Source organism: Stenotrophomonas sp. YJH_SMC_106-19 (assembly GCF_059368375.1).
The window spans coordinates 167,764-185,523 of the sequence record NZ_JCAFRQ010000005.1; the positions used below are offsets into that span (position 1 = coordinate 167,764).

The following is a 17,760-nucleotide window of genomic DNA, read 5'->3' on the forward strand; positions in this document are numbered from 1 at the left end:
CTCTAGTATGACCACCGGGCACGCCGGGCCGCGACCATCGCGGCTCCTGGCAGGATTCTAGGAGATCAACGCCGATGCGTAGCTGGGCTGTTCGCGGGCGGGTCCTGCTGCTGGCCATGTTGGGTCCTGCCGTCGCTTGGGCGCAACTCGCGCCCGGCCCATTGCCGTTGAGTCCCCTGCAACGCGAATACCTGACCGCGCACCCTCGCATCGTCGTCGGGCAGTATGACAGCGGTTGGCCCCCTTTCGAGTCGATCCACGAAGGCCAGCAGGTCGGCCTGGGACCGGACTACTTGTCGCTTTTGGCTCGTCGTTTGGGCGTGAAAGTCGAGGCACGCCGCTATCCGGACTGGACATCCGTGCTGGACGCGGCATGCCGGGGCGAGATCGATGTGGTCATGAACATCGGCCTGAGTGCCGACCGAACCCGTTGCATGGTCTACACCTCGGCCTATGTCGAAGCGCCGCTGGCGGTGGTCGGACGACCTGGAGACCTGCGTGCTTCGGAGATGCCGGATCTTGACGGACTGCGCGTCGTGATCGAGCAGGATTTCCTGACCGCACCGCAGGTGCGTGCACGGTTTCCACGCGCTCGACAACTTGTCGCAAATGGCACTTTGGCGGCGTTGCAGATGGTCAGAGACGACAAGGCCGACGTCTATATCGGTAATGCCTATGTCGCCACCGAGCTGATCGCGGCCCATCAGCTGAAGGGAGTGGTGCTGCTGCGGCCCAGCGATCTGCCGCCGGAGCGGGCGCACTTCGGCGTCCCCAACAGCAAGCAACCGCTGGCCGAGGCATTGGATCTTGCGCTGGCTGCCACCAGCCAGGCGCAGCGGGACGCGCTGGCCCAGCGCTGGCTGCGGCCTCCGGAATGGTCCGCGTCGGCGCAGCTGGCCCTGAGCCAGGCCGAAAAGCGCGTGCTGCAGCAGCCGTTGAAGATCACCTTCGCGCCCAATGCCGCGCCGCTTTCGTTCACCGACGACGACGGCCAGCCCAGCGGCCTGACCAGCGAGTACCTGCGGCGGCTGATCCAGGTCGGCGCCAACCTGGAGGTGGAAACCAGCCACGACTGGTTCGAGGTGCGCGAGAAGGCGCTGCAGGGTGAGGTGCAGGCGGTGATGGGCATTCCCACCGATTCGCGCTACCTGGGGCCGGACTGGGTGTTCAGCCAGCCCTTCATCAGCGTGCCGAGCGTGATCGTCGGCACGCGCGACAGCCCGGCGATCCTGGGGCTGGCCGATCTGCAGGGCAAGCGCGTGCTGCTGTCCGACCCGGAACGCCTGCGCGGCTACGTGCTGCAGCAGGCGCCACGGGCAAAGATCATTCCCGCGCGCAGTGGCGAGCAGGCGTTGCAGCGATTGGCCAATGGCGAGGCCGATGCCTACGTGGGCAACCTGGTCCTGGTCGATCACCTGTTGCGCAACCGCTTCCCGGGCCGTCTGCAGATCCTTGCGCCGGCCGGATTCGGCGACCAGCTGGCGCTGGCTGTCGACCGTCGCCATGCCGCCCTGGCGACCACCTTCGACCGCCTGCTGCTGCAGATGTCACCGCGGGAGCATGAGGCGCTGCGGGGCGACTGGCTGGCCGTGGAATATCGCAGTGGCGTGGACTGGGACGCCGTGCTGCATTGGGGGCTTCCGCTGCTGCTGGTGCTGCTGACCGGGGCGGTGGTGCATGGCGTCGGTCACTGGCGGCTGCGCCGGGAGGTGGCCGGTCGCCGCCATCTGGAGCAGCGCCTGGCCGAGGTCACCGACAATCTGCCTGCGGTGGTCTACCAGGCACGTCGCGACGCGGACGGCAGCCTGGCCTTCCCCTTCATCGCAGGCGACCTGCAGGCACTGTTCGGCATTCCGCGGCAGCGTGCCGAGCAGGATGCGCAGGCGCTGCTGGCGCGGATCGAGGACACCGACCGCCAGGCCGTGCTGCAGGCCATCGACCAGGCGGCCCGCCAGTTCGCGCCGCTGGCCTTCGAGTTCCGCCTGCTGCCGGGTGATGACGGCACGCCCGCGCGCTGGGTACGCAGCCAGGCTCACCCTTACGCCACCGAGGCCGGCGCCGTCACCTGGAGCGGCTACTGGGTGGACGTGACCCAGGCACGCGTACAGGCCGATGCGCTGGCGGCGGCCAAGATCGAGGCGGAACAGGCGGCCGAGGCCAAATCACGCTTCCTGGCCACGATGAGTCATGAGATCCGCACGCCGATGAGCGGTGTACTGGGCATGCTGGAAGTGCTGGCGCACTCGCCGCTGGATGCAGAACAGCAGCGCATCCTTGCCGTGATCGAGGATTCTGCGCAGATGCTGCGGCAGATCCTCGATGACATCCTCGACTACTCGCGCATCGAAGCCGGTGCGCTGCGCCTGGAACCGGTGCCATTGTCACTGCGGACCCTGCTGGAAGGCGTGTGCCGGCTGATGTCGGCGCAGGCCAGCGCGCGTGGCCTGGCCCTGCACGTGCAGATCGATCCGCAGCTGGCTGCGGCGCATGAAGTGGATGGCGTGCGCCTGCGGCAGATCGTCTTCAACCTGCTCAGCAATGCCATCAAGTTCACCGCGCAGGGCGATGTGTGGCTGCGGCTGGAGGTGCTCGGGCCGACCACCGCCGATGGCAGTCAGCCGTTGTGCCTGAGCGTCATCGATACCGGCATGGGCATCGCGCCGGAACAGCTGCAGCACCTCTTCGCGCCGTTCACCCAGGCCGGTGCATACATCCAGCGCGACCATGGCGGAACCGGCCTGGGCCTGAGCATCTGCCAGCGGCTGGTGCAGATGATGGACGGCACGTTGACCCTGCAGAGCACGCTCGGCGAGGGCACCCGCGCGGAGGTCCGTCTGTCGCTGGTGGAAGCCGGCATCGAGGACGTCGCCGTGCTGGCGAGCGAGCACGAGCAGGCGGCGCTGCTGCCGACCGCGCTGCGCCAGAGCCGCGTGCTGGTGATCGAGGATCATCCGACCAACCAGGCGATGATGGCCTGGCGGCTGCAGCAGCTGGGCCTTCCGCACGTGCTGGTGAGTGATGGCCAGCAGGCGCTGGACCGGTTGGCGTCGGAACGCTTCGACCTGGTGATCACCGATTGCCGCATGCCGGTTCTCGATGGCTTTGCGTTCACCCGCCTGCTGCGCGAGCGCGAAGGCCGCCAGGGCCAGGCGCGCATGCCGGTACTGGCATTGACGGCCAGCGTGCTGGACGACGACGCGCGACGTTGCCGCGAGGCCGGCATGGATGAGGTGCTGGCCAAGCCGTTGTCGCTGGCTACGCTGCGCGCGGCGTTGATGCGATGGCTGCCGCAGGCGTCCGTGGCACCGGAGGCGACCGCCGAGTCGTCCGCAGCGGTGGAGGGCGACGCATCGCTGGACCTGGCGGGCCTGCAGCGGCGCTTCGGTTCGCATGCGGTCGCCGTGCAGCTGGCCGCCACCCTGCTGCAGGCCAGCGAGGTGGATATCGCGGCCGTGCAGCGTGCGGTGCAGGCCGGCGACCGCGAGGCCGCCGCCCTGCACCTGCATCGCCAGGCCGGGGGGCTCGGGGCGGTGGGTGCGCATGCGCTGGCAACGCAGGCCAATGCCCTGGTCGAACGCCTGGAAGACGCCGGAGAAGTGGACAGCGCGCCGTTGTTCGCCGAAGTCCAGGCGTTCCTGTCACGCCTGCAGCAGCAGCTGCAGGGGCTGTCTCACTGAGCAGACTGCTGCTGCAGGTAAGCGATCACCAGCGCACGTCGTTCGGCGCTGGGAAACGCGTTGTACATGCGCGTGCCGGGCACCTGCTGCGTTGGTGACTGCAGGAAGGCATCCAGGGTCTGCGCGGTCCAGACGATATCGGCCCGGCGCATGCCCTGCGAATAGCCATAGTCGGGCAGGCTGCCAGCGCGGCGTCCGATCACACCGTGCAGGTTGGGGCCGAACCGGTGGATGCCACCGGCCTGCACCGTGTGGCAGCCCGCACACAGTTCGAACGCGCGCTGCATCGCCTGTTGTCGCGCCTGCTCAGGTGTGGCCGGTGGCGTGTCCGTGCGCTGGCAGCCGCTGCACGCCAGCAGCAGGACGAGGGCAGGGAGCAGACGGAAGGCACGCATGGGCGGAGAGGATAGCCGTGGCCGCCGCGGGCCGGGCTGCGACACGCGGTCGCAGCCCCCTGCGGTCACATGCCCGAGTAGTTCGGGCCGCCGCCGCCCTGCGGGGTCACCCAGACGATGTTCTGGGTGGGATCCTTGATGTCGCAGGTCTTGCAGTGCACGCAGTTCTGCGCGTTGATCTGCAGGCGTGCGTTGTCGGCTTCGCCAACGAACTCGTACACGCCGGCCGGGCAGTAGCGCGCTTCCGGGCCGGCGTACTCGGCCAGGTTCACCTTCACCGGAATGCTCGGGTCCTTCAGGGTCAGGTGGCTGGGCTGGTTCTCGTCGTGGTTGGTGCTGCTCAGGAACACCGAGCTGAGACGGTCGAAGGTCAGCACCCCGTCCGGCTTCGGGTAGCTGATGCGGGTGTGCTGGGCCGCCGGCTCCAGGCAGGCGTGGTCCGGCTGCGTACGGTGCAGCGTCCACGGCGGGTTGCGCACGCCCAGCTTCGGCAGCAGCCACTGCTCCACGCCGGTCATCAGCGTGGCCACGGTCTGGCCCTTCTTGAACCACTGCTTGAAGTTCTTGGCCTGCTGCAGTTCGGTGAACAGCCAGCTGGCTTCGAAGGCCTGCGGATAGGCGCTCAGTTCATCGTGCTGGCGGTTGGCGGCCAGCGCGTCGAACGCGGCGTCGGCGCACAGCATGCCGGTCTTGATCGCGGCGTGGCTGCCCTTGATGCGGCTGGCGTTGAGATAACCGGCCTCGCAACCGACCAGCGCGCCACCGGGGAACACCGTCTTCGGCAGCGACAGCAGGCCGCCGGCGGTGATCGCACGCGCGCCGTAGCCGATGCGGGTACCGCCTTCCAGGTGCTTGCGGATCTGCGGATGGGTCTTGAATCGCTGGAATTCCTCGAACGGGCTCAGCCAGGGGTTCTTGTAGTCCAGGCCGACCACGTAGCCGATGGCGACCTTGCCGCCGTCGGCGTGGTAGAGGAACGCGCCGCCGTAGGTGTCGCTGTCCAGCGGCCAGCCGGCGGCGTGCACCACCAGGCCCGGCTCATGCCTGGCCGGGTCGATCTGCCACAGTTCCTTGATGCCGATGCCGTAGGCCTGCGGGTCCTTGCCTTCGTCCAGCCTGTAGCGGGCGATCAGCTGGCGGCCGAGGTGGCCGCGCGCGCCTCCGGCGAAGACCGTGTACTTCGCATGCAGCGCCATGCCGCGCTCGAAGGCCGGGCCGATGCTGCCGTCCTTCTCGATGCCCATGTCGCCGGTGGCCACGCCGATCACTTCGCCGTTGTCGCCGTACAGCACCTCGGCGGCGGCGAAGCCGGGGAAGATCGCAACCTCCAGCGCCTCGGCCTGCTGCGCCAGCCAGCGGGTCACTTCGCCCAGGCTGATGATGTAGTTGCCTTCGTTGTGGAAGCACTCCGGCAGCAGCGCATTGGGCGTGCTGCGCGACCCGGTCTCGCTGAGGAACAGGAACTCGTCGCGGGTGACCTTCTGCTTCAGCGGTGCGCCGCGTTCGGCCCAGTCCGGGAACAGTTCGGTCAGGGCGCGCGGGTCCATCACCGCACCGGACAGAACATGTGCACCGGGCTCGGAGCCCTTCTCCAGCACGCACACCGACAGTTCGCGGCCGGCTTCGATCGCACGCTGGCGCAGGCGGATCGCGGTGGCCAGCCCGGCTGGGCCGGCACCGACGATCACCACGTCGAACTCCATTACTTCACGCGGGGGCAGGGCGTTGGCTTCAGCGCTCATCGATTGCATGACTCGTGGGTAGTGCCGGTAGCAGGGCCACCGGCGGTTGCCTGGAAATCGCGCGTGCAGCCACGGCGAAACGGTTGTTTGAATGTGTCAGGGTACCGGGACGGGCGTGATCGAGCTAGATCGCCGATGTTCACGTCGTGATTGCTGCACTGCAGCGCACGCCCGCAGCCGGGTGGGTGCCGACCCTGGTCGGCACGCGCTTCCCGGATGACCGACAATGGCCCGGTCCCGACTGCGTGTGAGTGCCATGGCCCTGGATCCGTACGACCTGTTCGATGTCCGTTCCCTGCTCAGCGAGGAAGAGCGCGCCGTACAGGACAGCGTGGCCCGTTTCACCAACGAGCGCGTGCTGCCGATCATCGGCGATGCATTTGACCAGGCGCGCTTCCCGGCCGAACTGGTACCGGAGATCGCATCGCTGGGCCTGCTGGGCGCGACACTGCCGGCCGAATACGGTGGCGGTGGCCTCGGCGCGGTCAGCTATGGCCTGATCTGCCAGGAGCTGGAGCGCGGCGATTCGGGCCTGCGCAGCTTCGTTTCGGTGCAGAGCTCGCTGTGCATGTATCCCATCTACGCGTACGGCAGCGAGGAACAGCGCCAGCAGTGGTTGCCGGCGATGGCACGCGGCGAACTGATCGGCTGCTTCGGCCTGACCGAGGCGCACGGTGGGTCCGACCCGGCCAGCATGAAGACCCGAGCGGTACGCGACGGCAGCGACTGGCGCATCAGCGGCAGCAAGATGTGGATCACCAGCGGCCCGGTGGCCGACCTGGCCATCGTCTGGGCACAGACCGAGGACGGCATCCAGGGCTTCGTGCTGGAGAAGGGCATGGCCGGTTTCACCACGCAGGAAATCAAGCACAAGATGAGCCTGCGCGCCTCGTTGACCGGCGCGCTGTTCTTCGACGATGTGCGCGTGCCCGACAGCCACCGCCTGCCGAACGTGAAGGGCCTGAAGGGGCCGCTCGGGTGCCTGACCCAGGCGCGTTACGGGATCAGCTGGGGCCCGATCGGCGCGGCCATCGCCTGCCTGGATGAAGCGCTGGGCTACGCCAAGGAGCGCGTGCTGTTCGGCCGCCCGCTGGCCGCCACCCAGAGCGCGCAGATCAAGCTGGCGGAAATGGCCCGCCGCATCACCACCGCCCAGCTGCTGGCCCTGCAACTGGGCCGGCTGAAGGAAGCCAGCCAGCTGCAGCCACAGCAGGTCAGCCTGGCCAAGTGGAACAACTGCCGCATGGCCATCGACATCGCCCGCGAGTGTCGCGATCTGCTCGGTGGGGCTGGCATCACCACCGAACACGTGGCGATCCGGCACGCGCTGAACCTCGAATCGGTGATCACCTATGAAGGCACCGAGACCGTGCACCAGCTGGTGATTGGCCGCGAACTGACCGGCATCAACGCGTTCTGACAGCGGGTTCCGGTGGGTGCCAACCTTGGTCGGCACATTTCCTCGGCGCGCATCCGGGCATCGGTGCGGACCAAGGTCCGCACCCACCATAAGCAGGTCACACGTACGTGTAGAGCCGAGCCCATGCTCGGCTGCTTCCTCTCACGCGCCGCCGGCAAACCCGTGCTGCCGCCAGGCTTCATACATCACCACGGCAACGGTGTTGGAAAGATTGAGGCTGCGGTTGTCCGGCCGCATCGGCAGGCGCAGGCGGCGGCCATCCGGCAGTGCATCGAGCACGTCCTGCGGCAGGCCGCGGCTTTCCGGGCCGAACAGGAAGGCGTCGCCCTCTTCAAAGGCCACGCTGTCGTAGCGCACGCTGGCGCGGGTACTGAGTGCGAACAACCGATTCGGTGCAATCCGCGCCAGCGCGGTGTCCAGATCCGGATGCACCTGCAGGCGCGAGTACTCGTGGTAGTCCAGGCCGGCGCGCTTGAGCTGCTTGTCTTCCAGTGCGAAGCCGAGTGGCTCGACCAGGTGCAGCTGCGCGCCGGTGTTGGCGCAGAGCCGGATCACATTGCCCGTGTTGGGCGGGATTTCCGGTTGGAACAGGATCACGTGGAACTGGGGTGCGGCATTCATCGGCGCAGTGTACCTGCGACGGCGGCCTGCTTTACGGCGCGCGCCCTGCGCGGGGCAGGGCGGCACCGCTTACGGGCGCAGCAGGACCTGGGCGGTTTCGGTGGCCAGGGCCTGCAGGTCGGCCGCGCTCGGACGCACCTGCAGGGTCGGCAGGTTGACGATCACCTGGTTGGCGACGCTGGTGGCGGCGGCGGCCAGGGTGGCGGCGTAGCGCTGTGCTTCCAGTTCGGCGGCCAGGGCGACGCGCTGTTCCAGGCTCGGGCGCACTTCCACCGCGGCCAGGGTGGTGATCGGCAGGGCGGCGGCGACGGGGGCGGCGGTGAAGCCGTCGCGTTCGGCCAGCTGGTCGGCGCTGGGGCGCACTTCCACGGTGGCCAGGGTCGGAATGCCGCTGGCCTGTTCCCAAGCCTGCTGGGCCAGCTGGTCGGCGGCCGGGCGAACCTGCACGGTGGCCAGGGTCTTGATGGATTCGGAGGCCTGCACCGACGAAACAACCGCGGTGCCGGCGATCAGGGCGATGGCGATGGCAATGGTCTTGGCGTTCATGACGGGGCCTGTTTAGTGTTGTTGAGCGGTGGTGTGGTAGTAAGGTAGAACACCAATTCGGGGGATGCAAGGGAAATTTTCGATTTCTTGCATTTGTTCAGTCTTCAGTCAGCTTTTGTCTGAAGCCCTTCTTGGCGCAGGAAGTACCAAGCAAACCCCGTGCCAACTTTTAATCATTGATTTGAAAGGGTTTTTCTCCCGTCGGAAAGTGTCCGCGGGGCGGACACCTGTCCATCCGAGGGGGCGCGGACACTGTCCGGACGCAGGGGCGGGGGAGACGTGACTGCTGTCGGGGGCCGCCGACAAGGCCCTGAACGGCTACGGGGGCAAACACCCCCAGTGACTGCTGGCGGATTCCGGGCCCCGGATGGGCGCGCTAGGATCGGGCTTCACCAACGTGACCAAGGATCCGGAAATGTCTCTCGCCCTGCGCCCGCGTGCTGCACTGCTCGCTGTTGCCCTCAGCACTGCCCTGGGCACGCTCGCGCCCACTCCTGCACTGGCGGCCAAGACGGTCACGCCGGCCAAGGTCGATATTCCGTTCGAGCAGTTCACCCTGCCCAACGGGCTGCGCGTGATCGTGCATACCGATCGCAAGGCGCCGATCGTGGCGGTCAACGTCTGGTATCACGTCGGCAGCAAGGACGAGCCTGCGGGCCGCACCGGTTTCGCCCACCTGTTCGAACACCTGATGTTCCAGAGCAGCGAAAACCACGACGGCGAGTATTTCGAACCGTTCAAGCAGGTGGGTGCCACCGGCCAGAACGGCACCACCAATACCGATCGCACCAATTACTTCGAGAACGTGCCGACCACCGCGCTGGACATGGCGCTGTGGATGGAGTCGGACCGCATGGGCCATCTGCTCGGTGCGATCGACCAGGCGGCGCTGGACGAGCAGCGTGGCGTGGTGCAGAACGAGAAGCGCCAGGGCGAGAACCAGCCCTACGGCCAGGCCTGGGAGAAGCTCAACCGTGCGATGTACCCGGCCGGCCACCCGTATCACCACAGCGTGATCGGCTCGATGAACGACCTCAACGCGGCCTCGCTGGATGACGTCAAGACCTGGTTCCGCACCTGGTATGGCCCGAACAACGCGGTGCTGGTGCTGGCGGGCGATATCGACGTGGCCACCGCCAAGGAGAAGGTGGCCCGTTACTTCGGCAGCATCCCGGCCGGTCCGAGCATGGCGCAGCCGAAGGTCGACGTGGCCAAGCGCCCGGCCAACACCCGCGAGACGATGACCGACAAGGTGCCGCAGTCGCGCATCTACCGCGCCTGGAACGTGCCGCAGGTCGGCACCACCGACGTCGACCAGCTGCAGCTGCTGGCCTATGTGCTCGGCGGCGCCAAGTCCTCGCGCCTGAGCCAGCGACTGCAGCACCAGGACAAGCTGGTGGACAACATCAGCGCCGGCGCCTACGCCTCGCAGCTGGGTTCCAACTTCATCGTCATGGCCACGGTGAAGCAGGGCCAGGATCCGGCCAAGGTCGAGAAGATCATCGACGAAGAACTGGACCGGTTGATCAAGGAGGGCCCCACGGCCGACGAGCTGGCGCGTGCCAAGACCGGCTCGCGCGCAGCGTTCATCCGCGGCATCGAGCGCATCGGTGGTTTCGGTGGCAAGGCCGACGCACTGGCCGAATGCGCGGTCTACACCGGCGACCCGGGCTGCTTCCGCACGTCGCTGGCCAACATCGACAAGGCGACCGCGGCCGACCTGAAGCGCCTGGGCGCACAGTGGCTGGACGTCGGCAGCCACACGCTGGTGGTCGAACCGGGCGAGCGCGTGGCGCTGAAGGAAGATCCCTCACAGGCGCCGAAGCCGTTCAACGTGCCGGCGGTGGACCCGAAGTACAGCACTCTGCCGGAGCAGGTGGACCGCAAGGCCGGCGTGCCGCAGACCCGTGAATTCCCGCAGCTGAAGTTCCCCGCCCTGCAGCGCGCCACGCTGAAGAACGGCACCCAGGTGGTGCTGGCCGAGCGCCACGAGATTCCGGTGGTGCAGTTCAGCTACCAGTTCCCGGGTGGCTTCACCGCCGACCAGGGCCGCAAGCCGGGCACCGCCAACTTCACCATGAACCTGATGACCGAAGGCGCCGGCAAGCTCGGCTCGCTGGCCTTCGCCGATGCCGCCGATGCGCTGGGTGCCAGCCTGGACGCCGGTGCCGGCCTGGATTCGGTGACCGTGGACCTGTCGGCACTGAAGGAGAACCTGGTGCCATCGCTGGCCCTGTACCGCGATCTGCTGCGCGAGCCGCGCTTCGAACAGGCCGAGATCGACCGGGTCAAGGCCACCTGGATCGCCGGCATCCAGCAGGAGAAGGTCAACCCGAACGCGGTGGCCATGCGCGTGCTGCCGCCGCTGCTGTACGGCAAAGGCCATCCGTACGCCATTCCGTTCACTGGCAGCGGCGATGAAGCGGCCATCAGCAGCCTCACCCGCGAGGATCTGGTCGACTTCCACCGCGACTGGCTGCGCCCGCAGGATGGCACCCTGATCGTGGTTGGCGATACCACGCTGGCCGAGATCGTGCCCCTGCTGGACAAGCAGCTGGGCGACTGGAAGGCCACGGGCGATGCGCCGCAGGTGAAGGCGGCCACCGATGTGGCGCTGCCGAAGGGCCCGCGCGTGTTCCTGATCGATCAGCCGGGTGCGGTGCAGGCAAACCTGTTCGCCGGCCAGGTGGTGCCGCCGTCCAGTGACGCCAGCTCGACCCGCTTCGATATCGCCAACGGTGTGATCGGCGGTGACTTCACCTCGCGCCTGAACATGAACCTGCGCGAGGACAAGCACTGGTCCTATGGCGCGCGCAGCAGTGCGCCGAACTCGGTCGGACAGCGGCCGTGGGCGGCCAGTGCCCCCGTGCAGATCGACAAGACCGGCCCGGCGCTGGCCGAGATGCAGAAGGAAATCGTCGAGTTCAGCACGGGCAGCAAGCCGGCCACCGCTGCCGAGGTCAACCGCATCCGCAACATCCAGACGCTGAGCCTGCCGGGCGCCTATGAGACCGCCAGTGCGGTCGCCGCGACCATCAGCAGCATCGTGCAGTTCAAGCGGCCGGATGACTATGTGCTGCGTCGCAAGGCCGAGATCGAGGCGATGACGCCGGCCCAGGTGCAGCAGGCTGCGGCCGAGATCAAGCCGCAGGCGCTGACCTGGGTAGTGGTGGGCGACCTCAAGCAGACCGAGGCGGCCGTGCGCGCGCTGAACCTGGGCGAGGTGACCGTGCTGGATGCCGAAGGCAAGCCGGTCAAGAAGTAAGGGACAGGCCTGCCCGCCACGGCGGGCAGGCCTCCCGGCTACCCTCGATTCAGGCGGTTCAGGCAGAATCCCCCTCATACCCTTCCAGGATCTGCCCATGCGCGTTCTGCTGCTTTCCTCCCTGCTGCTCACCGTCACCGCCTGTACCTGGGTGCCGATCGAACCGGCCGGGAAGACCGTCCGCGTGCTGCCGGCCGGGCCGGCGCCGACCGGCTGCATCACCAAGGGCGAGGTGGTGGTCACCGTGAAGAGCAAGGTCGGCTTCTACAACCGCAACCCGCTGCGCGTGCAGGAAGAACTGGAAACGCTGGCCCGCAACGAGGCCCCCAGCGCCGGCGCCAATGCCGTACAGGCCGCCGCACCGCCGGCCGATGGCAGCCAGCGCTTTGCCGCCTTCCAGTGCCCGCCGCGCTGAATCCTTCACCATACGGGCAAGCCTGAATTCGTAAAGATGCGGTGAAGGCCCGGGGGGTTATAGAATAGCGCCCCCTTTTGCCTGAGCCTTGGCGCTAACCTCGATGCTCTTCAAGAATGTCTCGATCGCCGGCCTGGCACACGTCGATGCGCCTCATACGCTGACGACGAAGGAAATCAACGAACGCCTGCAGCCGACGCTGGACCGGCTGGGCATCCGCACCGACGTGCTCGGCGATATCGCCGGCATCCACGCCCGCCGCCTGTGGGACAACGGCGTGCTGGCCTCGGACGCGGCCACCATGGCCGGTCGCAAGGCACTGGAAGATGCCGGCATCGAAGCCACCCAGGTCGGCCTGCTGGTCAATACCTCGGTCAGCCGCGACTACCTGGAGCCGTCCACGGCCTCCATCGTCTCGGGCAATCTGGGTGTCAGCGACGAATGCATGACGTTCGATGTCGCAAATGCCTGCCTGGCCTTCATCAACGGCATGGACATCGCGGCGCGCATGATCGAGCGCGGTGACATCGACTATGCGCTGGTGGTGGATGGCGAAACCGCCAACCTGGTGTACGAGAAGACGCTGGAGCGCATGACCGCGCCGGACGTCACCGCCGACGATTTCCGCAACGAACTGGCGGCGCTGACCACCGGTTCGGGCGCTGCCGCCATGGTGATGGCGCGCTCGGAACTGGTGCCGGATGCCCCGCGCTACAAGGGCGGCGTCACCCGTTCGGCGACCGAATGGAACCAGCTGTGCCTGGGCAACCTGGACCGCATGGTGACCGACACCCGCCTGCTGCTGATCGAAGGCATCAAGCTGGCGCAGAAGACGTTCACTGCGGCCAAGATCGCGCTGGGCTGGGCGGTGGAAGAACTGGACCAGTTCGTCATCCACCAGGTCAGCCAGCCGCACACCGCAGCATTCATCAAGAACTTCGGCATCGACCCGAAGAAGGTCATGACCATCTTCGGCGAGCACGGCAACATCGGCCCGGCGTCGGTACCGATCGTGCTGAGCAAGCTCAAGCAGCTGGGCAAGCTGAAGAAGGGTGATCGCATCGCGCTTCTGGGCATCGGCTCGGGCCTGAACTGCTCGATGGCCGAAGTGGTCTGGTAAACAGACCCCTGCGTTGAATCCTGGGGCCGGTACTACCGGCCCTTTTTACAGGTGCGACCCGATGTCCAAGCTTCCCGGTTACCCCGCCCATCCCCAACGCTTCGAGGTTCGCCCCGGCCTGTCGATGAACTATCTCGACGAGGGCCCGCGCGACGGTGAGGTGGTGGTGATGGTGCACGGCAATCCGTCGTGGAGCTATTACTGGCGCACGCTGGTGGCCGGCCTGTCGGACAAGTACCGTTGCATCGTGCCCGACCACATCGGCATGGGCCTGTCGGACAAGCCCGATGACCGTGGCTATGCGTACACGCTGCAATCGCGCGTGGATGACCTGGATGCGCTGCTCAGGCACCTGGGCATCACCGGCCCGGTGACCCTGGCCGTGCACGACTGGGGCGGCATGATCGGCTTTGGCTGGGCGCTGTCGCACCACGCGCAGGTCAAGCGGCTGGTGGTGCTCAACACCGCCGCGTTCCCGATGCCGGCAGCGAAGAAGATGCCGTGGCAGATCGCGCTCGGACGGCACTGGAAGATCGGCGAGTGGATCATCCGCACCTTCAATGCCTTCTCCGCCGGCGCATCGTGGCTGGGCGTTGAGCGGAAGATGCCCGCCGACGTGCGCCGCGCGTATGTATCGCCGTACAACAGCTATGCCAACCGCATCAGCACCATCCGCTTCATGCAGGACATTCCGCTGGGCCCGGCCGACAAGGCGTGGTCGCTGCTGGAGCGTGCAGGCAAGGCGCTGCCGTCGTTTGCCGATCGCCCGGCCTTCATAGGCTGGGGCCTGCGCGACTTCGTGTTCGACCACCATTTCCTGCAGGGCTTCCAGGCGGCGCTGCCGCAGGCCCAGGTGCATGCCTTCAAGGACGCGGGCCACTACGTGCTGGAAGACAAGCACGAGGTGCTGGTGCCGGAGATCCGCGCCTTCCTGGACGCGAACCCGATCTGATCGGATCCCCTCGGTAGCGCCGGGCCATGCCCGGCGTTGTCGTACAGGGAGTCAGAGCCCTTCCGTGCCGGAAACGGGACCGACCCCGACCGTCACGCCGCGATCGGCGCCTGCGGCGGAGACGACGGGCTGCTGCCGTTGTCGTCCGGATGATCGTCGTCGTTGTCCGCCTCGTCGCGCCAGCGCCAGTCGGCCAGCGTCAGCGGGTCCAGGCCGTAGGCGATGCGGGCCTTGTCGCACTGCGGGCTGGCCTTGCCGTACTCCCATGAGGCATCCACTTCGCGGCACACGCTGGGCCGGTTGGGGTGGATCGTGCAGCGCGAATACACGCCGATCTGCGCATCCAGTGCCACGCAGCGCACCGGTTTGGAGTGGGTGCCGCGCATGCACAGGCGATGCGGGTCGAGCACTTCGGTCAGCTGGTGGGGCACGCCGCCCGGGGTGACCTCGTCCGATTCCATCCAGTGGAAGGCCACGCGGTACTGGGTGCAGCAGGCGCCGCAGGTCATGCAGGGGTGTTGCATGGGCAAGCCGCCTCGGGCGGCAGTCGGAATCGGGAACGAGGCTGCGGATTTTCCACGAAGTGAGCCGCCGCGCAAGAAATTCCGTAAGCGGCGACAATGAACGGATGAACCGACCCTGCAACATTGCTGCGCGGTTGCCTGAACTGGCCCGTGAACGCCCCGACCAGATCGCCATCCGCTGCCCCGGCCGCCGCGGCGCCGGCAACGGCATGGCGGCCTACGATGTGACCCTGGACTATCGGCAGCTGGATGCCCGCAGCGACGCCATGGCCGCCGGCCTGGCCGGCTACGGGATCGGGCGCGGCGTGCGCACGGTGGTGATGGTGCGGCCCTCGCCGGAGTTCTTCCTGCTGATGTTCGCCCTGTTCAAGCTGGGTGCGGTGCCGGTGCTGGTCGATCCCGGCATCGACCGGCGCGCGCTGAAGCAGTGCCTGGACGAAGCCCAGCCGGAGGCCTTCATCGGCATCCCGCTGGCCCACGTGGCACGGCTGGCGCTGCGCTGGGCGCCGTCGGCGACCCGCTTGGTCACGGTGGGACGGCGGCTGGCCTGGGGCGGGACCACCCTGGCCGCGCTGGAGCGCGCGGGCGCGCAGGCCGGGCCGATGCTGGCGGCCACCGACGGCGAGGACATGGCCGCGATCCTGTTCACCAGCGGCTCTACGGGCGTGCCCAAGGGCGTGGTCTACCGCCATCGCCATTTCCTGGGCCAGATCGAGCTGCTGGGCAGCGCCTTCGGCATGGAGGCCGGCGGGGTGGACCTGCCGACCTTCCCGCCCTTCGCCCTGTTCGATCCCGCATTGGGGTTGACCTCGGTGATCCCGGACATGGACCCCACGCGGCCCGCGCAGGCCGATCCGGCACGCCTGCATGATGCGATCCAACGCTTCGGCGTGACCCAGCTGTTCGGCTCGCCTGCGCTGATGCGGGTCCTGGCCCGCCATGGCCGGCCGCTGCCGTCGGTGACCCGGGTGACCTCGGCCGGTGCCCCGGTTCCGCCGGATGTGGTCGCCACCATCCGTGGCCTGCTGCCGGCCGGCGCGCAGTTCTGGACGCCGTACGGTGCCACCGAATGCCTGCCGGTGGCGGTGGTGGAAGGCCATGAACTGGAGCGCACCCGTGCGGCCACCGAGGGCGGTGCGGGTACCTGCGTGGGCAACGTGGTGGCCCCGAACGAAGTGCGCATCATCGCCATCGACGATGCACCGCTGGCCGACTGGTCGCAGGTGCGCGTGCTGGCCACCGGCGAGGTGGGCGAGATCACCGTGGCCGGCCCCACCGCCACCGACAGCTATTTCAATCGCCCGCAGGCCACCGCTGCGGCGAAGATTGCCGAAACGCTGGCCGATGGCAGTACCCGCATCGTGCATCGCATGGGCGATGTCGGCTATTTCGACGCGCAGGGCCGTTTGTGGTTCTGCGGACGCAAGACCCAGCGCGTGGAAACCCCGCACGGCCCGCTCTACACCGAACAGGTCGAGCCGGTGTTCAACACGGTGCAGGGCGTGGCACGCACCGCGCTGGTCGGCGTGGGTCCCGCGGGCGCGCAGGTGCCGGTCCTGTGCGTGGAGCTGCAGCGTGGACAGTCCGACAGCCCGGCGCTGCATGAAGTGCTGCGCGCCCTTGCCGGCGCACGCCTGCCCGAGGCCGGGCTGCAGCACTTCCTGGTGCATCCGGCGTTTCCCGTCGATATCCGTCACAACGCCAAGATCGGCCGCGAGAAGCTCGCCGTCTGGGCCAGCGCCGAACTGGAGAAGCGCGCATGAAGATCCTGGTCACCGGTGGTGGTGGTTTCCTTGGCCAGGCGCTGTGCCGCGGGCTGGTCGAGCGCGGCCACCAGGTGCTGGCATTCAACCGCAGCCACTACCCGGCGCTGCAGGCGCTGGGAGTGGGCCAGATCCGTGGCGACCTGGCGGACCCGCAGGCCGTGCTGCATGCGGTGGCCGGTGTCGATGCGGTATTCCACAACGGTGCCAAGGCCGGTGCCTGGGGAAGTTACGACAGCTACCACCAGGCCAATGTGGTCGGCACCGACAATGTCATCGCTGCCTGCCGTGCGCATGGCATCGGCAGGCTGGTCTATACCTCCACACCGAGCGTGACCCATCGTGCCACCCACCCGGTGGAAGGACTGGGCGCGGACGAGGTGCCCTACGGCGAGGATTTCCAGGCGCCGTACGCGGCGACCAAGGCGATCGCCGAACAACGGGTGCTGGCCGCCAACGACGCGACGCTGGCCACGGTGGCGCTGCGTCCGCGCCTGATCTGGGGGCCGGGCGACCAGCAGCTGGTGCCGCGTCTGGCCGAGCGCGCACGGCAGGGCCGGCTGCGCCTGGTCGGTGATGGCAGCAACAAGGTCGACACCACCTACATCGACAACGCCGCGCTGGCGCACTTCCTGGCATTCGAGGCGCTGGGCCCGGCGGCGGCCTGCGCCGGCAAGGCCTACTTCATCTCCAATGGCGAGCCACTGCCGATGCGCGAGCTGGTCAACAAGTTGCTGCAGGCCGTGGGCGCCCCCCCTGTGGAGAAGGCAATCAGCTTCAGGACCGCCTACCGGATCGGTGCGATCTGCGAGCGCCTGTGGCCGCTGCTGCGGTTGCGCGGCGAGCCGCCGTTGACGCGTTTCCTCGCCGAGCAGCTGTGCACGCCGCACTGGTACAGCATGGAGCCGGCGCGCCGTGATTTCGGCTATGTGCCGCAGGTCAGCATCGAGGAAGGGCTGCGTCGGCTGCAGGCCGCGTCGTCATGACGGCAGCCTCACGGCGCTGAAGACTTCATCGCGCGCAGAACCGGCCATCACCGGTTGCACACCGCCGGACCGGGAGGATGGACCCCACGCCACCCACGGCCGAATATCTGCGAGGAGCGCCATGCTGCATTACGCCGTCATTTTCTTCGTCATCGCCATCATCGCCGCCGTGCTCGGTTTCTCCGGCATCGCCGGCGCGGCCAGCAACATTGCCTGGATCCTGTTCGTGGTGTTCCTGGTCCTGGCGGTGATCTCGATGTTCCGCAAGCGCGGCTAGTGAGCCCCGGAGCAGTGCCGGTCGATGGCCGGCACTGCTCCGGCGGAAGCGGTTGTT

Annotated in this window: 14 protein-coding genes; 9 read left to right on the forward strand and 5 right to left on the reverse strand. The window is 67.7% G+C overall.

Features of this window, described 5'->3' with window-relative positions:
• Positions 1–74: 74 nt before the first annotated feature.
• Entirely contained in the window at positions 75–3,677 is a 3,603-nt protein-coding gene (locus AC5P5M_RS14965) for an ATP-binding protein (protein ID WP_053518415.1), read from the forward strand.
• On the opposite strand, the gene AC5P5M_RS14970 is transcribed toward AC5P5M_RS14965, so the two are convergent.
• The gene (locus tag AC5P5M_RS14970; protein ID WP_445393931.1) at positions 3,671–4,072 is read right to left on the reverse strand and encodes a c-type cytochrome; all 402 of its coding nucleotides are present in this window, start codon (positions 4,070–4,072) and stop codon (positions 3,671–3,673) included. The genes AC5P5M_RS14965 and AC5P5M_RS14970 overlap by 7 nt on opposite strands.
• A 65-nt stretch (positions 4,073–4,137) precedes the next feature.
• Positions 4,138–5,814: an electron transfer flavoprotein-ubiquinone oxidoreductase gene (locus tag AC5P5M_RS14975; RefSeq protein WP_495206096.1), complete on the reverse strand. Its 1,677-nt coding sequence runs from the start codon at positions 5,812–5,814 to the stop codon at positions 4,138–4,140.
• 256 nt (positions 5,815–6,070) lie between these two features.
• Here AC5P5M_RS14975 and AC5P5M_RS14980 point away from each other — a divergent pair, with 256 nt between their 5' ends.
• On the forward strand, positions 6,071–7,234 hold the full coding sequence (locus tag AC5P5M_RS14980) for an acyl-CoA dehydrogenase family protein (RefSeq protein WP_253118428.1): 1,164 nt from the start codon (positions 6,071–6,073) through the stop codon (positions 7,232–7,234).
• Positions 7,235–7,375: 141 nt separating this feature from the next.
• Here the strand turns inward: AC5P5M_RS14980 and AC5P5M_RS14985 are convergent, their stop codons facing one another.
• Complete coding sequence (locus tag AC5P5M_RS14985; protein ID WP_061479351.1) at positions 7,376–7,855, reverse strand: tRNA (cytidine(34)-2'-O)-methyltransferase; 480 nt, start codon at positions 7,853–7,855, stop codon at positions 7,376–7,378.
• Between the two features lie 69 nt (positions 7,856–7,924).
• Positions 7,925–8,401, reverse strand: coding sequence for an XAC0231 family protein (locus tag AC5P5M_RS14990; protein ID WP_065182052.1), 477 nt, complete (start codon positions 8,399–8,401; stop codon positions 7,925–7,927).
• Between the two features lie 415 nt (positions 8,402–8,816).
• On the opposite strand from AC5P5M_RS14990, the gene AC5P5M_RS14995 reads away from it, so the two are divergent.
• The 4 genes from AC5P5M_RS14995 to AC5P5M_RS15010 all read left to right on the forward strand — a co-directional run bounded on the left by AC5P5M_RS14995 (position 8,817) and on the right by AC5P5M_RS15010 (position 14,153).
• Positions 8,817–11,666 carry a M16 family metallopeptidase gene (locus AC5P5M_RS14995; RefSeq protein ID WP_495206097.1) on the forward strand — a complete coding sequence of 950 codons (2,850 nt, stop codon included), beginning with the start codon at positions 8,817–8,819 and terminating at the stop codon, positions 11,664–11,666.
• A 97-nt stretch (positions 11,667–11,763) separates the two neighbouring features.
• Positions 11,764–12,081 carry a DUF4156 domain-containing protein gene (locus tag AC5P5M_RS15000; protein ID WP_053518422.1) on the forward strand — a complete coding sequence of 106 codons (318 nt, stop codon included), beginning with the start codon at positions 11,764–11,766 and terminating at the stop codon, positions 12,079–12,081.
• A 103-nt stretch (positions 12,082–12,184) separates the two neighbouring features.
• Entirely contained in the window at positions 12,185–13,201 is a 1,017-nt protein-coding gene (locus tag AC5P5M_RS15005; RefSeq protein WP_008264841.1) for a 3-oxoacyl-ACP synthase III, read from the forward strand.
• A gap of 61 nt (positions 13,202–13,262) precedes the next feature.
• Positions 13,263–14,153, forward strand: a complete 891-nt coding sequence (locus AC5P5M_RS15010; protein WP_053518424.1) for an alpha/beta fold hydrolase — start codon at positions 13,263–13,265, stop codon at positions 14,151–14,153.
• A gap of 92 nt (positions 14,154–14,245) precedes the next feature.
• Here AC5P5M_RS15010 and AC5P5M_RS15015 read toward each other — a convergent pair whose 3' ends face one another.
• Positions 14,246–14,677, reverse strand: a complete 432-nt coding sequence (locus AC5P5M_RS15015; protein ID WP_053518425.1) for a YkgJ family cysteine cluster protein — start codon at positions 14,675–14,677, stop codon at positions 14,246–14,248.
• Positions 14,678–14,781: 104 nt separating this feature from the next.
• Between AC5P5M_RS15015 and oleC the strand changes: the two genes are divergently transcribed.
• From oleC to AC5P5M_RS15030, 3 genes are all read left to right on the forward strand, one after another.
• Entirely contained in the window at positions 14,782–16,440 is a 1,659-nt protein-coding gene (gene oleC / locus AC5P5M_RS15020; protein WP_065182050.1) for an olefin beta-lactone synthetase, read from the forward strand.
• On the forward strand, positions 16,437–17,426 hold the full coding sequence (gene oleD, locus AC5P5M_RS15025) for a 2-alkyl-3-oxoalkanoate reductase (RefSeq protein ID WP_111186525.1): 990 nt from the start codon (positions 16,437–16,439) through the stop codon (positions 17,424–17,426). The genes oleC and oleD overlap by 4 nt, the downstream gene beginning before the upstream one ends.
• A 121-nt stretch (positions 17,427–17,547) precedes the next feature.
• Complete coding sequence (locus tag AC5P5M_RS15030) at positions 17,548–17,703, forward strand: DUF1328 domain-containing protein (RefSeq protein ID WP_004153593.1); 156 nt, start codon at positions 17,548–17,550, stop codon at positions 17,701–17,703.
• Positions 17,704–17,760 lie beyond the last annotated feature (57 nt).

What these genes read in the sequence shown, in the direction of transcription:
- AC5P5M_RS14975 (WP_495206096.1), bottom strand. Translation starts at nt 5,814, where the DNA reads ATGAGCGCTGAAGCCAACGCCCTGCCCCCGCGTGAAGTAATGGAGTTC.
- AC5P5M_RS15015 (WP_053518425.1), bottom strand. Translation starts at nt 14,677, where the DNA reads ATGCAACACCCCTGCATGACCTGCGGCGCCTGCTGCACCCAGTACCGC.
- AC5P5M_RS15030 (WP_004153593.1), top strand. Translation starts at nt 17,548, where the DNA reads ATGCTGCATTACGCCGTCATTTTCTTCGTCATCGCCATCATCGCCGCC.
- AC5P5M_RS14970 (WP_445393931.1), bottom strand. Translation starts at nt 4,072, where the DNA reads ATGCGTGCCTTCCGTCTGCTCCCTGCCCTCGTCCTGCTGCTGGCGTGC.
- AC5P5M_RS14980 (WP_253118428.1), top strand. Translation starts at nt 6,071, where the DNA reads ATGGCCCTGGATCCGTACGACCTGTTCGATGTCCGTTCCCTGCTCAGC.
- oleC (WP_065182050.1), top strand. Translation starts at nt 14,782, where the DNA reads ATGAACCGACCCTGCAACATTGCTGCGCGGTTGCCTGAACTGGCCCGT.
- AC5P5M_RS14995 (WP_495206097.1), top strand. Translation starts at nt 8,817, where the DNA reads ATGTCTCTCGCCCTGCGCCCGCGTGCTGCACTGCTCGCTGTTGCCCTC.
- AC5P5M_RS15005 (WP_008264841.1), top strand. Translation starts at nt 12,185, where the DNA reads ATGCTCTTCAAGAATGTCTCGATCGCCGGCCTGGCACACGTCGATGCG.
- AC5P5M_RS14965 (WP_053518415.1), top strand. Translation starts at nt 75, where the DNA reads ATGCGTAGCTGGGCTGTTCGCGGGCGGGTCCTGCTGCTGGCCATGTTG.
- AC5P5M_RS14985 (WP_061479351.1), bottom strand. Translation starts at nt 7,855, where the DNA reads ATGAATGCCGCACCCCAGTTCCACGTGATCCTGTTCCAACCGGAAATC.
- AC5P5M_RS15010 (WP_053518424.1), top strand. Translation starts at nt 13,263, where the DNA reads ATGTCCAAGCTTCCCGGTTACCCCGCCCATCCCCAACGCTTCGAGGTT.
- AC5P5M_RS14990 (WP_065182052.1), bottom strand. Translation starts at nt 8,401, where the DNA reads ATGAACGCCAAGACCATTGCCATCGCCATCGCCCTGATCGCCGGCACC.
- oleD (WP_111186525.1), top strand. Translation starts at nt 16,437, where the DNA reads ATGAAGATCCTGGTCACCGGTGGTGGTGGTTTCCTTGGCCAGGCGCTG.
- AC5P5M_RS15000 (WP_053518422.1), top strand. Translation starts at nt 11,764, where the DNA reads ATGCGCGTTCTGCTGCTTTCCTCCCTGCTGCTCACCGTCACCGCCTGT.